Source organism: Pusillimonas sp. ANT_WB101 (assembly GCF_008369125.1).
Classification (GTDB): Bacteria; Pseudomonadota; Gammaproteobacteria; order Burkholderiales; family Burkholderiaceae_B; genus Allopusillimonas.
In genome coordinates this window covers 1,458,431-1,476,338 of the sequence record NZ_VOAY01000001.1, presented here as the reverse complement: position 1 = coordinate 1,476,338, position 17,908 = coordinate 1,458,431, and the positions used below count along the sequence as shown (strand labels likewise).

At 53.4% G+C, this 17,908-nt stretch carries 16 protein-coding genes; 5 read left to right on the top strand and 11 right to left on the bottom strand.

The genetic code is table 11. The features are described 5' to 3' along the window. The first annotated feature begins 30 nt into the window (after window positions 1–30). Window positions 31–1,731: an iron ABC transporter permease gene (locus FQ179_RS06650; RefSeq protein WP_149396432.1), complete on the top strand. Its 1,701-nt coding sequence runs from the start codon at window positions 31–33 to the stop codon at window positions 1,729–1,731. 108 nt (window positions 1,732–1,839) lie between these two features. Beyond that, window positions 1,840–2,901, top strand: a complete 1,062-nt coding sequence (locus FQ179_RS06645; RefSeq protein ID WP_223146225.1) for an ABC transporter ATP-binding protein — start codon at window positions 1,840–1,842, stop codon at window positions 2,899–2,901. A 96-nt stretch (window positions 2,902–2,997) separates the two neighbouring features. Here FQ179_RS06645 and FQ179_RS06640 read toward each other — a convergent pair whose 3' ends face one another. The 3 genes from FQ179_RS06640 to FQ179_RS06630 form a co-directional block, all read right to left on the bottom strand. Then, window positions 2,998–3,339, bottom strand: coding sequence for a hypothetical protein (locus tag FQ179_RS06640; protein ID WP_149396430.1), 342 nt, complete (start codon window positions 3,337–3,339; stop codon window positions 2,998–3,000). Window positions 3,340–3,486: 147 nt separating this feature from the next. Beyond that, window positions 3,487–4,068 carry a hypothetical protein gene (locus tag FQ179_RS06635; protein ID WP_149396429.1) on the bottom strand — a complete coding sequence of 194 codons (582 nt, stop codon included), beginning with the start codon at window positions 4,066–4,068 and terminating at the stop codon, window positions 3,487–3,489. A gap of 255 nt (window positions 4,069–4,323) precedes the next feature. Beyond that, complete coding sequence (locus FQ179_RS06630) at window positions 4,324–4,785, bottom strand: isoprenylcysteine carboxylmethyltransferase family protein (RefSeq protein ID WP_149396428.1); 462 nt, start codon at window positions 4,783–4,785, stop codon at window positions 4,324–4,326. Between the two features lie 259 nt (window positions 4,786–5,044). Between FQ179_RS06630 and FQ179_RS06625 the strand changes: the two genes are divergently transcribed. The 3 genes from FQ179_RS06625 to FQ179_RS06615 all read left to right on the top strand — a co-directional run bounded on the left by FQ179_RS06625 (window position 5,045) and on the right by FQ179_RS06615 (window position 8,112). Next, on the top strand, window positions 5,045–6,427 hold the full coding sequence (locus FQ179_RS06625; RefSeq protein WP_149396427.1) for an MFS transporter: 1,383 nt from the start codon (window positions 5,045–5,047) through the stop codon (window positions 6,425–6,427). Between the two features lie 258 nt (window positions 6,428–6,685). After that, window positions 6,686–7,126, top strand: a complete 441-nt coding sequence (locus FQ179_RS06620) for an NfeD family protein (protein WP_149396426.1) — start codon at window positions 6,686–6,688, stop codon at window positions 7,124–7,126. 50 nt (window positions 7,127–7,176) lie between these two features. Next, window positions 7,177–8,112, top strand: a complete 936-nt coding sequence (locus tag FQ179_RS06615) for an SPFH domain-containing protein (protein ID WP_149396425.1) — start codon at window positions 7,177–7,179, stop codon at window positions 8,110–8,112. A gap of 492 nt (window positions 8,113–8,604) precedes the next feature. On the opposite strand, the gene FQ179_RS06610 is transcribed toward FQ179_RS06615, so the two are convergent. The 8 genes from FQ179_RS06610 to FQ179_RS06575 all read right to left on the bottom strand — a co-directional run bounded on the left by FQ179_RS06610 (window position 8,605) and on the right by FQ179_RS06575 (window position 17,743). Then, window positions 8,605–8,967 (bottom strand): hypothetical protein, encoded by a 363-nt coding sequence (locus tag FQ179_RS06610; RefSeq protein WP_149396424.1) that lies wholly within the window; start codon window positions 8,965–8,967, stop codon window positions 8,605–8,607. Window positions 8,968–9,187: 220 nt separating this feature from the next. Beyond that, a complete protein-coding gene (locus tag FQ179_RS06605) occupies window positions 9,188–10,048 on the bottom strand; it encodes a c-type cytochrome (protein WP_149396423.1) in 861 nt (286 codons plus the stop codon). 370 nt (window positions 10,049–10,418) lie between these two features. Next, window positions 10,419–11,630 (bottom strand): NAD(P)/FAD-dependent oxidoreductase, encoded by a 1,212-nt coding sequence (locus tag FQ179_RS06600; protein WP_149396422.1) that lies wholly within the window; start codon window positions 11,628–11,630, stop codon window positions 10,419–10,421. 3 nt (window positions 11,631–11,633) lie between these two features. Further along, a complete protein-coding gene (locus tag FQ179_RS06595) occupies window positions 11,634–13,634 on the bottom strand; it encodes a LodA/GoxA family CTQ-dependent oxidase (protein ID WP_149396421.1) in 2,001 nt (666 codons plus the stop codon). Window positions 13,635–13,765: 131 nt separating this feature from the next. Next, window positions 13,766–14,053, bottom strand: a complete 288-nt coding sequence (locus FQ179_RS06590) for a twin-arginine translocation signal domain-containing protein (protein WP_149396420.1) — start codon at window positions 14,051–14,053, stop codon at window positions 13,766–13,768. A 337-nt stretch (window positions 14,054–14,390) separates the two neighbouring features. Then, window positions 14,391–15,143 carry a class I SAM-dependent methyltransferase gene (locus tag FQ179_RS06585; RefSeq protein WP_149396419.1) on the bottom strand — a complete coding sequence of 251 codons (753 nt, stop codon included), beginning with the start codon at window positions 15,141–15,143 and terminating at the stop codon, window positions 14,391–14,393. 9 nt (window positions 15,144–15,152) lie between these two features. After that, complete coding sequence (locus FQ179_RS06580; RefSeq protein ID WP_149396418.1) at window positions 15,153–17,135, bottom strand: M48 family metallopeptidase; 1,983 nt, start codon at window positions 17,133–17,135, stop codon at window positions 15,153–15,155. A gap of 11 nt (window positions 17,136–17,146) precedes the next feature. Continuing rightward, complete coding sequence (locus tag FQ179_RS06575) at window positions 17,147–17,743, bottom strand: LemA family protein (protein ID WP_149396417.1); 597 nt, start codon at window positions 17,741–17,743, stop codon at window positions 17,147–17,149. Window positions 17,744–17,908 lie beyond the last annotated feature (165 nt).

Here is a 17,908-nt window from a genome sequence, read left to right as displayed (position 1 = left end):
ATATTCAGATAACCTGAGAGTGATTCTGCGATGGCTAGCAGCGTGATGCGGCGCGCATTTGGGCTACCTTCATTAAAACCTTATGTAGTCTATGGCGTCATCGCCGCCTTTTTGATTCTGTTTCTTGTCTTCCCCGTGGTGAAGGTGATTTTTGTTGCGTTTCAAAACCCTCACTCTGGTGAATTTACGCTGCTGAATTTTCACGATTTTTTCGCAAACAGCTTGTTTCGGGAGTCGTTTGTTAACTCACTGTATGTGGCGTGTGCCTCAGTGTTTTTTGCCTCCATATTTGCCTTGCCGCTGGCATACTTTACAAGTCGTTTTAATTTTTCTGGGTCTATTGTTATCCAGACGCTGTCCTTCATCCCGCTGTTGATGCCTCCGTTTATTGGTGCTGTGGCCATGCGCTTGCTGCTGGGCACAAACGGCAGCGTTAACCTGCTGTTGCGTCAGTATTTTGGCTTTACCATCCCATTTATGGAAGGCTTAAATGGCGTTATCTTGGTGGATAGCATCCATTATTTCCCGTTCATTCTCATTAATCTGTCAGCCAGTCTAAGCAATATCGACCGATCCATGGAGGAGGCGGCGCAGTCTTTAGGGTCTAGCGGGTTCAGGCTGTTTCGTAAGATCGTTTTTCCACTTTCCCGGCCAGGTTTTGTTGCCGGCGCCTCGTTGGTGTTTGTGAAAGCGTTTGATGATCTGGGCACGCCTTTGCTACTCGACGTCAGCAATATGCTTCCAACCCAAGCTTATCTAAGGATCACGTCCATTGGCATTTCCGATCCCATGGGTTATGTCATTTCCTGCATATTGGTGGCGTTTTCCGTTTTTGCCATGTGGATCGCATTTTTAGGAATGCGTGGCAAAGATTACGCGACCGTGCAGCGTGGCGGCGGAGGGCTTACCAAACGTGATCTGCATCCTGTTGAGGCGGCTGGGTGCTATGTGGTGGTTCTGTTAATTCTTACCATTGTGTTGGCACCTCATTTGGGGCTTTTGTTGCTATCGCTTGGAACCATATGGTCGTTTAGTGTGCTTCCGAATGCTTTCACGTTGAACCATTATCACGAAGCGTTCACCACTGCCTTGGGCTTTATTACCAATACCGTTATTTATGCCGGACTGGCTGGCTTGATTGATGTGCTGATCGGGACAGCCATTGCCTATATCGGGCACCGTACAACGCTTGCCGGACGCAAATGGTTAGACTATCTGGCAATGTCTGCCTTGGCGATTCCTGGGGTCGTCATAGGGATCGGATACCTGAGGGCCTTCAATAATATTAATGTGCCGTTTTCGGATCAATCCGTGGCCTCGTGGTGGGGGGTGATTGTGATTGCGCTTGCTGTGCGCCGATTGCCGTATGCACTTCGCGCCTGCGTGGCCGGTTTGCAGCAGGTGCCGTTGTCTCTGGAAGAGGCTTCGCAAAATAGCGGCGCAGGAACGCTCACGACGATCAGGCGTATTGTTGTGCCTTTAATGTCTGGAGGGTTGGTCGCGGCATTCATTACCAGCTTCGCTACGGCGGCTGTTGAACTGTCGGCAACGCTTATGTTGGTCTCTCGAGAATCTGACGCGCCAATTTCCTACGGAATTTACTTATTCATGCAGACCGTATCGGGCCGAGGTGCTGGTGCTGCGCTCGGCATTATCGCCGTGATTATCGTTGGGATAGCAACGTTCTTGTCGCATATGCTGGTTGCTGGCGCCCGGCACAGGATGGCGTAAGTCTATGCTTTTGAGGCCTTTGATATGAGAGACGCACTTTTTGCAGCAGCGGTGAGCACACAGGCCGAAGATGTTCGCCAGAACACGTCGAAGCAGGCCACGCTGCATATCGCTCCCGTTCGCATCGATATTGAAAACCTATTCCTGTCCTTTGGTGCGACCCAGGTGCTCAAAGGTATTAATTTATCTATTGAACCCGGAGAGTTCTTTGCTTTTTTGGGGCCGTCAGGCTCCGGTAAGTCTACCTTGCTCAGAGCGATTGCTGGTTTTGGACCAACGCCTGAAGGGCGCATTCTTTTAGACGGCGAAGACATCGGCGAGCGCAGGCCCTGGCAGCGAGACGTAGGTATGGTGTTTCAAAGCTATGCCTTATGGCCTCACATGAGCGTAGCCAAAAACGTGGCCTACGGGCTTGAGGAACGGCACGTGCCGCGCGCCGAAATCAAGATACGTGTGGCAGCTGCCCTGGAACTTGTCGGCATGGGTGAATATGCGGCCCGATATCCCTCACAGCTCTCAGGCGGGCAACAGCAACGCATTGCGCTTGCTCGTACCCTGGCCGTTGAACCGCGTGTTCTGCTGCTTGATGAACCGCTGTCCAATCTTGATGCCGGCTTGCGGGTGCAGATGCGCCAGGAAATCCTTCAGTTGCAACGTCGGCTTGGGATCACCACCATATTTGTCACGCATGATCAGGAAGAGGCCAATTCCATTTGTGATCGCATCGCCGTGATCGCCGATGGTGTCATCCAGCAGATAGGCCGTCCTGCAGAGATCTACGATAACCCGGCCAACGAGTTTGTCGCGCGGTTTCTCGGCACGGCCAACATTATTCCAGGGCGAACAGAACGTTCAGCGGGTGGGCTAATGTTTGTTGCTGACGGGGAGGGCCTACGATTGCCTCTGGCCGAAGATGTTCGCGAGGGTCGTGGCAACCTTGTTATTCGGCCGCAAGGGATAGATGTCATCGACGCACCACGCCAGCACGTGGTTGACGGTGAGGTCGTATCAGGAGAATTTTTGGGCAGTGCCACGCGTTATAGCATCAACGTTCAAGGCTTTACGCTGTTTGTGGATGTAAAGCATATTCGCGGTAGAACTGATTTTCGCTCGGGAGATAAAGTAATGCTGTTTATACCCCCCGAGCAGGTTATGTTTCTGGCTTCTTGAGTCGTTATTATCGTTTCGGTAGCACATCACGGAAAAATACTGCAAACACCCCATGGCCGCCGATGAGCATGCAGTAGAAGCTCGACAGCGAAGCACTCAATGCCGGGTAGTCTGATCGCTGCGCTGCAGCAGCGCCATCAATTTCTGTTTCAGGCCGGTAGAAAATATAGGCACAAATTGCGTTTTTCCGGATGGGTCGGAAAAGGCTTTGATGTCAATAAACTGCCCGTCGAAGGCAGTGGTTTTGCGGGCATTGTTTGCGTAGGCTTTTAGCAGCTTGTTCGCAGCCGCCTGTGCCTGAAAGACGCGGGTTTCAATCTGCTCACCATCCAGGGTGGCGTAGTGATCAACAACACGCTCCATGTCATCCAGGAAGAGGGCGAGGGCATGTTCGCCGATACAGTCTGCCCGTTCATAACCCCATTGTGGCGTCGTCATAGTTGTTTCCCTTGAAATGGCCGGCCAGTGTACCTGTTTGAAGCGGCCCAGTCTGGCACGGTCAGAAGCGCGGCATCCAATACGTCAATGCCGCTTTGTGTAAGGTCGGCGGTGGCGCGTGTGCCCCGGGAGATTATCCGGTTTTCGTTATACGCCAGTGGCCAGCTTCGCCATAACAACAATAATAATTACCTGCATTGCGCCCTGGCTTGCTACCACGTAGTAAAAGCGGCTCATCATGTGCCTGATTTTTTCGCCATCGGGTTGGGGCTTTTGCAATTCAAAGCACACACGCAAGCTGGTTGGCAGAAGGTAGCCAATGCCTTGTATTGTCATGAGCGTAACCAGAATCAAAGCAGCAGCGATCCAGCCAAACTGGGGCCAGGGCAATTGCGTGAAGCCGCCCTGAACGGCGACAAACCAGCCTGTTGTACCGGTAAGCACGGACAGCGTTGGCAAAAGAAACAGTGTTACGGGCGTTAGCCGTGTGATGAATTCTATGCGTACTGGCGGGGAGACACTGCGGAGGATGGGGCCGACGACAAAACCCATGAAAAGGTCAATGCCTGTCCACAACACGCCGCTCATTACGTGAACCCAGTCAAGAAACCAGAAATTACCGTAGAGAATGGCAGCAACCATTACAACCAGCGCTGCGGCAACATACAAAAAATAATGCCACCGAATCAAACTTAATTGTTCGCCAGAAACCCCACTGATCGCTGCCATAATGCCTCCAACACGTTGCTGGAATCAGTTGGGTTCGCTTTTGCGAACTACGCGCTGATCAAAGAGTAGCCCGTAGACGCTCTCGAGCTATTTTCTGCATGTACAGGCATGTAATCGTGAGGCTATCTGCAGCCCAGGTTTGCTTGATAAGCCGAGTGTCGCCAAGCGTCTGTGCACAATTCTTTTTACTCCCATTGCCAGGCTACTCGCAAGCTTCACATGACGTCGGTACTTGGCCTGCGATGGCATAAGGTGCTATATCCACCGCCGCACTTTCGCCTTATAAGAAACATACTCATCGCCGAATTTGCGCTCCAGCAGCCGCTCTTCAGGTCGGATCTGGTAGCGGTTAATGTAAAGCACGAATATAAAGGCGCATATCAGCGCCAGTATGTTTCCAAGGTATACGCCCCAGCCTATTAATAGCAGAAGCACCCCTATATACATAGGGTTGCGCGTAAAGCGATATATGCCTGATGTGACCAGTGCCGAAACCTGCGCAGTCTTTCCGGGGTTGCTGGTTGTTCCCGCGCGGTTGAAGTTGATAATGCCTAACATACCGATAACCAATCCAGCCAGAACGAAAATAATGGTTATCCAAATATGGCTGATCGAAGGCAGCGTAAACGCAGGAAATAAAAAATACAACAGCCACATCAGTACGCCGACTACGATCATGACGACTGGCGGTGGCACGGCTAATTCAAGTGCGTCCATAGGGTCTCCTGGGGTAATAAAGCGTCGCAGACGGCACTCATGTCATGGAGGTTTTGAGGTTTCCCTCTTTAGTCCATCATACAGCTGAAGTGGCTGTTTAAGTCCATGTACTTCAGCGCGCGTAGAATGAAGATTGGCTTAACCGTTGCACCGTTCTTCTCTGGCCTCAGAGGCACCATGGCTGCACTGTTGAAAAGTCTAACTGTGCCCTGCGCGCATAACATTCACTCTCCTGGGTCGCAGCCTTGGTAACCTCCGCATGACTGACACTGTCAGCACACCAGCTCGTCGAAACGCCATCTTTTCCGTCATTGCGATGGCACTGCTCATGATGTCCATCGATTCGACCATTGTGGCCACGGCGCTGCATGCCATACAGCAAGGGCTGGACACGTCCATCAACTTGGCTGGCTGGACCATTACGGCTTACTCATTCGGCTTTGTGCTGATGCTGCCCATTAGCGGCAAGCTTGCCGAACGCTATGGCAGACGTCGCATTTTCATCATTTCATCGGTGGCGTTTACGCTGGCCTCATTTGGCTGCGGGATGGCCGACAATATTTACGTGCTGATTGTCCTGCGGGCGTTGCAGGCAGCGGGGGGTGCTGGTTTTACGCCTACCGCCACAGGCATTATCGTGGATCATTTTGGTCCGACACGTGATCGCTATGTGAGCTTGTTCGGCAGCATCTTCCCTGTAGGAGCCATGATAGGCCCTGTCTTTGGCGGGTATTTTGTCACCTATGCCTCTTGGCGCTATGTGTTTTTTGTGAATGTACCGATCGGGCTGGCTATTTTTCTGCTTGCTTGGCACTTCATACCGCATGATCATCCATCAAGTGATGCTCCCGTCAAAAAAATGGATACCAAGGGCATCGCATTGCTCGGCTCTGCGCTTCTCGCCGGTATGCTCGCAGCCACAGTACTTGGTGAACAGGGGTTGGGAAGCAAGCTGCTCCTGTTCGTGGCACTATTTCTCTTGGCCATCGTGTGCCTTGTGCTGTTTTTTCGGCACATCCGGCATAGCGACGCACCGTTTATTCACCCACGGTTTATCTACGGCCCAGACTTTGGTGTCGTAAACCTGGTCAACATGATTTTTAGTGGGTTTAGTATTGGCGCCATGGCACTGGTGCCGCTTTATGCCATCAACCGCTACGACATCAGTGCGGTGGGGTCGGGCACGCTGCTTACAGCACAGGGGGCGGCCGCCATGATCTGTTCGCTAACCGCCGTCATGCTGCTGCGTCGTACTGGCTATCGTCTTCCACTGTATGTCGGCAGTGTAGTCACGATAGTCGGGCTGATCCTGCTTGCAATGCCACCCATGGCAGGGACTTCGCCTTATGCCTGGCTTGCTTTTGCGGCGTTTCTGGTTGGGGCCGGAAACGGCACCATTAACCCATCCATGCGTAATGCCGGGCTGCAGCTTGCGCCAGAATCGTCTTCCATGCTGGCGGCACTGCGAACATTGTCGCTGCAAATTGGCGCCATTGCCACAATATCGATCGTGGCGGCTATCCTGGCGCATCAGAGCAATATGGGCGAAATACTCGCCTGGGTTTATGGCATTCTTGCCGCGATCAGAGTGGTGGGGCTGCTGCTGGTCAAATATGTGCCAGAGCAGCGGGGTGCGTGGTAGTGTCCGTACTCGCCGATATCATTATTGACAATAGCCACTTGGGCGGCTGGCAAAGCAATGACTGCAGCGACAAGCTGTTCAGGGCGACGTGCATATCCAGTTTTCGTCGCCACGCACGGCAGGCTGGCGAGGCTAAAGACAAGGTACTTGTTGTGTTCACGGGGCCCCCTTAGCCCTCTTAATTGTGTGAACCGGTGATTGGTTTTCTTACAAACAGCTTAACGTGCCAAAATAGGGGCACTTTATAAGGAATATGGCATGTGGGTTTGGTTTGGCGTAGCTGCGCTGTTTCTGCTGCTGGAGATGGCTACAGGCACGTTTTATTTGCTACTGGTGGCCCTGGGCTTGCTGGCATCTGGTACGGCGGCGTATGCGGGGTTGTCGCTGGTATGGCAAATTGCCAGCGGCTTGGTTATAGCGCTAATTGGGCTGGTGGTGCTGCATCATTATCGTAAGTCTAAAGGCTACGTGGCGACGCAATCGAACCCTAATGTGGTGCAAGACATAGGGCAAAGCGTAATCGTGGAAGTTTGGGATGAAAACGGTCAGGCCCAGGTGTTTTATCGAGGTGCCAACTGGAGCGCACGCATAGACACCAACCAACCTATGCAGCCCGGCCAACACTACATTCACGAAGTACAAGGCCTGACGCTAATCTTGCGCCCAGGCCGGTATCCCTCACCAGGCACCCAAAACTAGGTATTTGAATCCTCAAATGCTTTCATCTTTTTTTTTCTACAGGATTCCCCATGGACGGTAATTTAGTGACGTTGTCTTTTTGGATAATCGCGGCATTGGTCGTGTTTGTCATTATCAAATCCACCATTCAGATTGTGCCGCAGCAGCATGCTTTTGTTGTTGAACGTCTGGGTAAATTCGATCGTACGCTCTCACCGGGTTTGGGCTTTACGGTTCCTTTTCTTGAAAAAGTGGCGTATCGCCATTCACTGAAAGAAATGGTGCTTGATGTCGCTAGCCAGGTTTGCATCACCAAAGACAACACCCAATTAAAGGTGGATGGGGTGCTTTACTACCAGGTCACCGATCCCCGTCAGGCTTCGTATGGGTCCACCAACTACGTGCTGGCAATTTCCAATCTGGCACAAACGTCTTTGCGTTCTGTCATCGGTAAACTGGAAATGGACGAAACCTTTGAAAAACGCGACCTGATCAACCTGGCTGTGGTAAAGGCGCTGGACGAAGCGGCCACCAACTGGGGCGTCAAGGTACTGCGCTATGAGATCAGCGATCTGACCCCTCCAGAAGAAATCCTTCGCGCCATGCAATTGCAAATTACCGCTGAACGTACCAAGCGCGCGCTGGTGACCGAGTCTGAGGGCAAAAAGCAGGAAGACATCAATATTGCTCAGGGTAATCGTCAGGCAGCCATTCTCAAGTCTGAGGGCGAGCAGCAATCCATGATCAACTACGCCCAGGGTGAAGCCCAGGCGTTGTTGACCATCGCACAGGCCACGGCAGAGTCCCTGGAACGCGTCGCACGGGCTACCCAGACACCTGGCGGCATGGACGCCGTTAACCTGAGCGTGGCCGAACGCTATGTCGACGCGTTCAAAGAAGTGGCTCAGAAGAACAACACCTTGATATTGCCCGCCAACATGGGTGATATGGGTAGCATGATTGCCGGGGCCATGACCATGATGAAGGCTACAAAGCCAGTTGGCTAACGGCGGCAATCGATATTAATGGCACGGGCCACAATGTGATGTTGTGGCCCATGCTACGAGCGCTGTAACAGCCGTGTACACGGTGGTTAGCTAAGTATCTTCTTGGCGCTATAATTTTTCTGAACGGCGGCGATAAAACTGGAAATGGTGGTGTGTATGAAGCGCGCGTTTCCTGCGCTGCAAGGTTTTACGATGAGCTTCTGGAGCAACTTCGAAGTTGATGTCTGATCAATGACTAGTAAATTTTCTAATTTACGGTCGAGTATGTCCCCTCAATCGCAGGCTCGCGCGGCTACCATGACCCGAACTATGCTGGCCGAAATACACCTTAACGAACCATGCCAAGTGAGTGCGTTTTTGCAAAGCCATGCTGGCCAAAATGATTCATATTCAGAAACCCTTCAGCCCCAAGATGTAGGGGCGTTCAGCCATGAGCCTATCGATCCCGAAAAGCCACGTTGAAGTTCTGAGATCAGCACCTTCCTGAATTTTTCAATGACCATCTGACGTAGTCGTAAGCACGCTGTGTGCATTGGGCGTAACGGTGCCCTGGTTTAACGCACTGATGTCAGCCCAGTTAAGCTTGCCCTGTGCGATGCCATTGGTTGTGCGTGCACACCATGCCACGGTAGCTTGCTCGACCGGAACACCCATAAGTTTTGCCAACCCTGCCGGGTTTTCTCCAATGCCTTGTTCTACACAGGTTTTGATGGCAGATTGCCTCTCTACATCATCGGCTTTCAGCGCTGCACCCAATTGCTGAAATGCCAGTTCGTCGGCCGATTGTGCCCATGCCGAGCTGACCGGTAGTACCGTGGCGATGGCAAGTGTGGCGATGGCGGATTTTATTTTCATACTGTTCCTCAATCGTTGTTTTTGGCCGTTACTTTGAAAACGCTATGGTGCAGACAAGCCATTGCTGCTTGAGCTTTAGTTGTTGTCTCCTGTGCGCTTAAACGCCATACCACTCAAGGCAATGTATCTATCGAAGCTCCAGAGACAAGGTCACATTAAACGGTACCCCGGCCACCTACAGGGTAGTGTGCGCATGTTTGTGAACCTGCATGTAAACAGGTTATTTACCTCCGAACGGCTCTGGTTTCAGTGCGCGCAAGTAAGCGATGATGGCAGCCATATCGGGGTTGCTGATATTCTTGTACCAATCAAACGCCATGACGGGCTGAAGGTGGCTACCGTCTTTGGAAATCCCCGTGCGGATAGCATGGTCAATTTCTTTATCACTCCAGCTCTTTAACCCGCTTGGGGCCGGGGTCAGGTTGGGCGTAATCACTTCTCCGCCAGGCCCCTGGATGGCCTGACCGCCCGCGCCCAGTTTGGCGAGGACGAGCATACCTTTGTTATTGCGTGGTGTATGGCAATCCATGCAATGGCCAATGTTGCTCAAGTATTCGCCGTAAAGCAGGGTGTCGGTCGACGCGGGCGTGCTCACATGGCCTACAGGCGGGCCGTAGCTGGTTGGCAATGGCATGTGGTAGGTTGATTTTTCAACAACGTTCTGTACAGCCGGCTGGGCTTTAAGGTACGCGATAATCGCGGCTAAGTCCGAGTCGGACAGGTTTCGGTAAAAGTAGATGGGCATGGGTGGCCCGATTACGCTTCCGTCGGGCCGGATGCCATCGCGTATCGCCTTGCCAAGTTGCGCGTCGGTCCATGTGCCGATACCGGTTTTGGTATCCGGGGTGATGTTGGGTGCGTAGGCTTTGAATGCGGGGTCTTCAAACAGCATGCCGCCAGATAGCCCCTTGCTGAACAACGGTTCGCCTTTGCTGCTTCGTGCCACGTGGCAATTGCCACAGGCCACCACACTTTTCATCAGGTATTTGCCGCGCACCATGAGTGCACTGTCTTGCGCCCACCCCGTCGCAGTTTGCATCGTCATCGCAATGAGAGCAGCAAGACGTAAGAGCTTCCACATGATTTGTGTCTCCGATTTCGACTTTTCTTCTGATCCCCGTTGCGTCGCTTCGGGTTCCTGAAAAAAAGCTTAGCTGGAGTTACGAAATGCTTTCTGAGAAATGCTGCCAGTCATTGCCAACCCTCTTTATTGCTTATCCGAATTTCGGGTGACTACTTTTAAAACCGGGTTTTGGACTGGTTTGGTCGTGTGCTGCGCCAAACTGTTGCTGCGAGGGGCCTGTGTTCAGAAGCGCCTCTACACCTGATGGCCGGGTAGGCTGGGTCGTTCAATATTACACCCGGCATCGGGCGGCCTCAAGCACTACGTGCTTGGTGCAGCAGGCTGTGATCAGGCGGCCATTTCTGGTACAGCATGCTGCTAGAGCAAACTAGCCCAAGCTTGCCCTACGGAGCGTTGTGAGGTGTCGCCGGCGTTGCCAGAACGGTTCATCACGCCAGTGGGGCTGAATGCCATAGTAGTAGTCTCGTTGCGTGACATACGCTTGCCAAAGTTGACCCTGTTGCTCAGCGTACTGATTAACGTATGTATTGCGACTGTCCAGTCCGGTCGAGCCCTGCGCACAGTCTGTCAAGGCGTAGTGGATCATGTGTCCGGCGTAACTGCCTGTGCTCAGTGCTTTGTCCATGCCTTGCGACGATAGCGGGTCATAAGCTTGCGCCGCATCGCCCACCGCCATCCACGCTTCACCACAAAATTCTTGCAATCGCTGGCTGTTGGCCGGGGCACCTTTGATAGCCCCGCAAGGGCGATAGCCTTTGGCCTTAAGTAGAGGTGCGATATGCGTCGACTCGTCCAACAACTGGTCAAAGCCTTGTTGACGGGCCGCCGTTTTGGCTGCGGGCAAGTCCTTGTCAGAGTGCAAAACCACCAGTCTCTGGGTTTCATTGCCTTCAGCGCCTGGCAGGCGGTTGCTATACCACCAGCCGTATGGTGCAGCCTCGACCCGGGTATAGCGGTCATTATCTTCGCCGGCGCAAGAAAACCATTGCGCGTAGGCGAACAATTGGTCGCTGTTGTCGACCGTCTGTATACCCAGCGCCCTGGCGACAACGGCCCGTCGACCTGAACAGTCGACAAGATATCTTGCGCGATGCGTCTGCGTCTGCGTGCCTGAGCTTAGGCTCACTTGCCAATTGCTGGCAGCGCTAGCGATAGGTGCGCAAGACTCAAAGCGAACGCCGCTGAGCAAGGTGGCTCCGGCTGCAACGGCATTTGACCGCAGGGCCTCATCGAATGCCAGGCGGTTAATGTTCAGACCAAAGCCAGTCAGCGTGAAAAAAAAGTCAGTGACATCGGGCTGCTCGTTCGCCCAAACCGACACATTGCCTGCGGTTCTGAACAGGCCGGGAAGGCTTGGATCTGAATCTGCAAGATCACCCAGAAAATGTTTAACCAGACCGATGGATGTTGGTGGCAGTGATTCTCCCAGCTTGAAGCTGGAGGTTATTCGCTCCTCCACCAACAATACACGCTGGCCAAATTTGGCCAGCGTAATGGCGGTTGCTGCGCCCGCCGGTCCGGCGCCGATAACAACAACGTCCCATAGCGTGTCGGGCTGGTCGTCTTGGATCGGCAGCAAGCGTCAGCTTCCTTTAACGGGTGGCCGGTTCAGTGCAGGATGACGCTCTTGCTCGACGAACACAGTCGAGCCGTTGTCCTTCAATAAACTGCCGTCATCGGTCTTGATGGGGAGCACCATGCCCAGCTTCGACCACGCATATTCCATCTGGTCGTAGCCATCGGTGGAAGAGAGTGGTTCGCCGTCAGCATCGTAGCCACGAAACCACTCTTTATAGGTTCTGGTCTGGTTGTTTTGATCGTATTCAAAAACCACATCTGGTCGCTGTGTTGGCCACCATGCTACGTTGCACGACCAGAAGTCACCCTGCCAAGGGCTGGACATATAGGCAGCCACTGAACCTGGCTCGATGTCTTTGCCTACACGAAACGCCTCGGCAAAATACTCTTGATAAAGTATCAAGTACGGGAATTCAATACCCGGGTGAAAGCCCCCACCAATGGTCGGTTGAAGTGCCGAGCTATCGAGTGCATGTGGTTGCTCCGTCAACGGCAATTGTTCCAGGGCAACGGGTTCTTGCAAGGTGCCGACCTCGAAGTCTCCGTCTGCCCAGTTTTTCATGTGATTCAACTGCCAGTCGGTCAGGCTCAAGAACTGGTCAGGAAAGTTATTGCCCAATTGCTGGTTTTGTAATGGCTTGCCTGCCGTGCCCCAAAGCTTGGGCATTTTCGTGTCGTCTTCGGTACGCTGGAATTCTTCGTTCTTCCAGCTGGTCGGTCGTTGCGGAGGGGCGGGTAGTAGCGAATCAACCAGGCGTCCGCGCTTTCCGGGTGCATGGCGCATCAGGCTATAGATTCTTTGTCTTAACGGCTTGCTGCTGTCGCTTGGGTCAGCCAGCACCGAAATATACCCCGGGTTGAGCACGTTGCCTGGCTGTTTGGGGCCATGGGCGATGCCCTTGGTTTCGGCCTGAACCCCTGACGCCTCGGCACTTACCCAACCATAATTAACCGCATTGGCGAATATCGGATACACATCGCGGTAAAAGTTTGTCTTCTGCCCGGCGTAAGGGTAGGCATCAGGAAACGTCTCGTACACGCGATCCAGAATCGACACTACGTGGTACATATGCGGCGCAAATTTAGGTGGTGCAGTAACAATCCATGCTCCGGCTTGCGGGTTTCTTGTGCCTTCATCCGTTGCTGATTTCACGTTATCACGTGTGCTTAAGATCGTGCCGTCTTTAAGCGTGACCGTGGCGTCTATTTCGCCGCCACAGGTATCGTCCCACCAGCCTGGAATATTGAAATAACCAAATTGGTTTGTCAGCGGGTTCTTGCCGTTGCTTGGGCCGTTGGGAGGGTTAACGGTTTCACTCGGGTTTGACAAGACTACCTTGGGTGTCGTAACACATCCGCCTTTTCCGGGCGATGGAACAAAGAGTAGACGATCTTTTGCGTCGAGCCGAAGCTGCCCCAGTTCGATATCTTTGGCGGCTGCGTAAGTGACATCAACGTCTTTCGATGCATCTTTTGGCGTAAAACCTTCGAAGCGCAGTTCGCCGGGTAATGTACCTTTTTCAATGCCCGTAAAAACATCACCCTTCATCACTACGGGGCCTGATTGCCCGGAAGCGATCGTATGCACACCGGGGTCGATAATGAGCTGATCACGCTCGACAGGCTTCTTGCCAGGTTGGATGGAGGGGTTTCGCAACGCGTCCGGGTCAAACAAGTACGCGCCCTGAAACGCATAGTTTGCCGCCTTCATGTTTCTGACATGAACGCGCCATTGCAGCGATTGCACCAGATCCGAATCCGACGTGAGTTCTGCAACAATCTTGTCGTTGGCATCATAGGCATACACCCGATAACGCTGGGCCTGGCGTTTTAACCGTGCCTGGTTGTCGCGGTAGGTTCCACCGTTTGGCCCTGGCCCATCGTTACCGCCCGGATCCACCACGACGCCCGGCGCTTCAGGGCCGATATAAAACTCGTCGCTGTCTCCCATGCGGGCAATGCCAATACCGGGGTGGATGCGTATGCTCGTGATCTTCTCGGACACGGCTTATCTCCTCTGTGAATTGTTCTTGTTAAATTGATGCGAAAAGAGCGGCTCACCGAAGGATAGCCAGAGGTTTTTATCCCCGGATAGCGGCAAGCTGATGGGAAATGACGATGCAGTGCGTAGCTCGCTCAAACGGAGCGCACGATTTTCCAGTCTAGCAAGTCTGCAGAAGTGACCGCGTACTGGGTACCAAAATGCTCGATGTCGGCGTGGGTCAGCCCGTTTGATTGGCGATGAGACTTTACCGAGAAGCCACCGCCAAAGCTCGCCTTGATCGATTTCTCGATGTGCATACCGGCACTGGAGGGTGATGCCTTGTTTGAGTGTTTGCCAACTGCAGCGTAGGTAACGCCTGGCAGCAGCATAACGCAGGCCGCTGCGCACCCTTTAACGAAATCTCTACGCTTCATTTCCATGCTTCATCGTCCCCTTCTTTTTTAATCTTTTTGGACAAACGAGTATACAGAATATTTAGGCTTGAAATGAAATTTGTCTGGGGCATTGGAACGTCGCTTCGGGTATCCATTCAAGATTTAAATTTTGTCCGACTTGATCACCGTTTTTGCGAGCGTATTCTGCGAGGGCCTACTTACATGCCTCCAGCACGGCGCGCTGGCAACAGTTTGCTGTCAGGGCTTCTGGAACTCGGCTATAGTCGGGATCACAGCTTAATTTTGGCGAGGCTTGTCGTCTTATTTAGACCACTGGTAGTACGGTGGCTCAGGTTTGTTTCTAGCGGCCTTTTAAGGCCGCTTACGCATTCTCAACGATGGACTGCAAATCGTTATTCTCGAAACTCAGCGTGAAAGTGGTGGGTGACGTTGCGCCGCCTTCCTGGATTGCCAGCTCTAGCGACGCACCACAGAGCGTTGCATTTTTCAGTTCGGCTACTGCGTCTGCCACCCAGGCGCGCCCTGTGACTTCCTGGTATTTTTGCTGTAGCTCCACGCGATACGGCGTGCCGTCGTACCCATTCCATTCCCATACGCCGGCAACTTGAGCGGGCACAATCCATTTGTAGATCTTGGTGCCGCTGAACTCGACGCGCTCATCCGCCTTCCAGTCGCCCATATCAAAGGCATGTGAAATGATGCGGGTACCGGGGCGCAGCTCTCGTAGAAGTCGAGGCCGTAATTGAACATTAATGGAATCAAGAAGATACAGCGTTACTACCGTAGCGTCGCTGATGTCAGCGGTGAAGATGCTGTCCTCAACAAAATCAACGAGATACTCAACGCGAGTGTGTGCAGCGTAGTCGAACGCGTCGGCAATTCGAAGCGGGTCAATTTCTACTCCGATGCCGCGAGTATCGCGATCTCGTGCGGCTGCGACCAAAATACGGCCATCACCCGAACCCAGATCGTAAAGTAAATCGGCGGGGCCGACTTCACCCAGGTTCAACATGGCCTCGATCACAGCCTCATCGGTGGGCACGAAGGGCACATCCAAAAGCATGTCCGGTTCTACAGAGTAGTCGTCAAGATCGTCAATCAGGTCTCTAAACAATGGCGATACCTATAAGATAGCGTGCACGTCTGCAAGCAGCGGTGGCAGTGGACAGTTCAGCGAGTCGGCGATGGCTCGCAGCAGCTCCGCCTGCGTTACCGTGACAAATCCATCATGTTCGACGGCTCGCGCCAGTGCCTGAATCAGCGTTCGTTTTTCAGACGGTGCAACGTTGCATAAATGGATGACAGCGGTTTCCAGTGCCGCTGCCGACAGGGCATCGCGTGGCAGCAGTGTCAAGTCTTTGAATGGCAGGCTGGACGCAGCAGCATCAAAGGCAGCCTGCGCCACGCTGTCATCCATATGGCCGGCATGTACAAGTGCCGATAACAAAACCTGGCACTCGTCGCGCAAGTTGCCAAGCGCGGCTTTGTTCGGACTGCGGGGTGGTGGCTCTATGTTATGAACCACAATACGGTATAACGCCCACTCCATAAGGCTGACCTGCTTGTCGGCCATAATCAGTTGGCCCAGGCAGCTTTTAAAGTTGGTGTATTGCGTACTTGATAACTGTTTGAGCGCGGGCAAGGCAAGCGCCACCAATGGCAGACGCAAGCGCGGATCCATTGCCGCGAGTTTGGCTGATAGTTTCAGCACATATCGATACGCATCCGGTTCGGCATGCTGCTCCAGTGCGGCCAGCTGGCTGGACCGCACGGGTTCGGATGCGTCCAGCAACAAGCCATAAATTAGGGCTCGTGCAGAGTAAGCATCATGGGTGGCTGCGCGCAATTCGGGTTCAAGCGCTGCGATGGCTTGCTGGGCATAGGCGAAATGCTCGGCGCCGGGCTGGCCAATGGCCTCAATGGCGTCCTGCGAAGCGTTGGCCTGCAATGGCGTCGTGTGTGCTGGCAACTGGCCGCCGGCCAGCGTACCGGCGGCTACTGCGCCCAACACCCCGCGAACGGCGCGAGAGCGATCACTGTCGGGCATTGCTGCATCGGCGGGCTGTAACTGTGGCGACGTGAAGCGGCCGTCCCAATCGGGCTGCACACGGCGGATGCGCTGTTCTAAGGGCGGGTGCGTGGCCATAAAAGTGCTAAATGCGCCGCCAATAGCGCGACTAAAGAACATATGGCTGTACTCAGACGCGTTTGCAGCGTGGATCTTAGATCCTGCCTGATAGCCTCCGATTTTTTTCAGGGCATTGGCGATGCCATCGGGGTTGCGGGTAAATTGCACTGATGACGCGTCGGCCAGAAACTCGCGTTGCCGGCTAACGGCAGATTTAATCAGGTTGCCGAAAAACGTTCCGGCAAAGCCTACTACGATCAGCACCACGCCGATGGCCAGCATGATAAGTGCTGAATTGTCTTTGGAGTTGCTGCGTCTGAACGGCGCGCTGCGCAGCAAAATGTAGCCCACTAGACCAAGAAGCAGAATGCCGTTTAGTGTTGCCACTAAATTGGTGTTCAATTTCATGTCGCCATGAAAAATGTGGCTAAATTCATGGGCGATTACGCCCTGGAGTTCATCGCGGGTAAGCAACCGGATGCAGCCCCTGGTAACACCGATAACCGCATCCTGTGGCGTGTGACCAGCCGCAAAGGCATTGATGCTTTCATCTTCCAACACGTACACGGGTGGAACAGGGATGCCCGATGCAATCGCCATTTCTTCTACAACATTAAGAATCTTCCGTTCTTCGAGATCGATGGTGCCCGGGTTGATGGGGCGGCCATTAAGGGATTCAGCTACCGCTTTGCCGCCGCCGCGTAGCTGCAAGTATTTGAACAGACTTCCGGCCACGACCACCCCAATGACCAGCACCGATATGGTGCCGACCAAGTGCCAGTCGAGCAGGGCAATTGTTTGCGCAAACCAACTTCCTGGCATGAAGGGGGCGTTCGGATCGCGCTGACCAAGTAAAGCCAGAATCGCCGCGACGGCTACCGACGAAATCGCGACGAGGCTAATGACCGCCAGGCACATCAGCACAACCAGCTTGCTGGTATTACGCTTGGCGCGCTCTTGCTGTTCAAAAAAATTCATGGCGGGCTCGTTTAAAACGAGACCTTTGGCGCCGCTTGAATTTCTTTGCTGTCTTCAAACTCGAGCAAAGCAGCGTCAGCTGAGTGCCCAAAGGCGCCTGCCACCAGAACCGGCGGGAAGCTTTGCTTGTAGGTGTTGTAGGCCATGACCGTGTCATTGAATGCCTGGCGGGCAAAGGCCACCTTGTTCTCGGTGCTGGTGAGTTCTTCGGATAATTGCTGCATGTTTTGCGAAGCCTTCAAGTCGGGGTAGGCTTCCATTACCACGTTAAGACGACCCATGGCGTTGTTCAAGGCGCCTTCTGCACCGGCCAACTGCCCCATGGCAGTGGCGTTGCCAGGGTCGGCGGCAGCTGCCTGCAGACCCTTGGCAGCGGTATTGCGTGCGGCGACCACGGCCTCGAGCGTTTCGCGCTCATGCGTTAAATATGCCTTAGCCGTTTCCACCAAGTTAGGGATCAGGTCGTAGCGACGCTTGAGCTGCACTTCGATTTGCGCAAAGCTGTTTTTGTACCGGTTTCGCAGAGCGATGAGCCGGTTGTAGATACCGATAAAATAGATGACGACTATGGCCAGTATGACAAGAACAATGATTGCGGTAATGCCCATGTTTTTCCCCGAAATTGATGCAAGATGAAATCAGCAGGCATGAAACCGTGCTGGCTGTCATAGCCGCTGAGTGCCATGCGTGGGTGCAATCTATCCAATCTATCATACGTTGAGGTAGGACATGGTCAAACTTGGGTTTCACTACTCTACGACTCTACCGGACAA

Coding starts and splice junctions, on each gene's coding strand:
- FQ179_RS06650 (WP_149396432.1), top strand. CDS start 31: ATGGCTAGCAGCGTGATGCGGCGCGCATTTGGGCTACCTTCATTAAAA.
- FQ179_RS06640 (WP_149396430.1), bottom strand. CDS start 3,339: ATGACGACGCCACAATGGGGTTATGAACGGGCAGACTGTATCGGCGAA.
- FQ179_RS06635 (WP_149396429.1), bottom strand. CDS start 4,068: ATGGCAGCGATCAGTGGGGTTTCTGGCGAACAATTAAGTTTGATTCGG.
- FQ179_RS06630 (WP_149396428.1), bottom strand. CDS start 4,785: ATGGACGCACTTGAATTAGCCGTGCCACCGCCAGTCGTCATGATCGTA.
- FQ179_RS06625 (WP_149396427.1), top strand. CDS start 5,045: ATGACTGACACTGTCAGCACACCAGCTCGTCGAAACGCCATCTTTTCC.
- FQ179_RS06620 (WP_149396426.1), top strand. CDS start 6,686: ATGTGGGTTTGGTTTGGCGTAGCTGCGCTGTTTCTGCTGCTGGAGATG.
- FQ179_RS06615 (WP_149396425.1), top strand. CDS start 7,177: ATGGACGGTAATTTAGTGACGTTGTCTTTTTGGATAATCGCGGCATTG.
- FQ179_RS06610 (WP_149396424.1), bottom strand. CDS start 8,967: ATGAAAATAAAATCCGCCATCGCCACACTTGCCATCGCCACGGTACTA.
- FQ179_RS06605 (WP_149396423.1), bottom strand. CDS start 10,048: ATGTGGAAGCTCTTACGTCTTGCTGCTCTCATTGCGATGACGATGCAA.
- FQ179_RS06590 (WP_149396420.1), bottom strand. CDS start 14,053: ATGGAAATGAAGCGTAGAGATTTCGTTAAAGGGTGCGCAGCGGCCTGC.
- FQ179_RS06580 (WP_149396418.1), bottom strand. CDS start 17,135: ATGAATTTTTTTGAACAGCAAGAGCGCGCCAAGCGTAATACCAGCAAG.
- FQ179_RS06575 (WP_149396417.1), bottom strand. CDS start 17,743: ATGGGCATTACCGCAATCATTGTTCTTGTCATACTGGCCATAGTCGTC.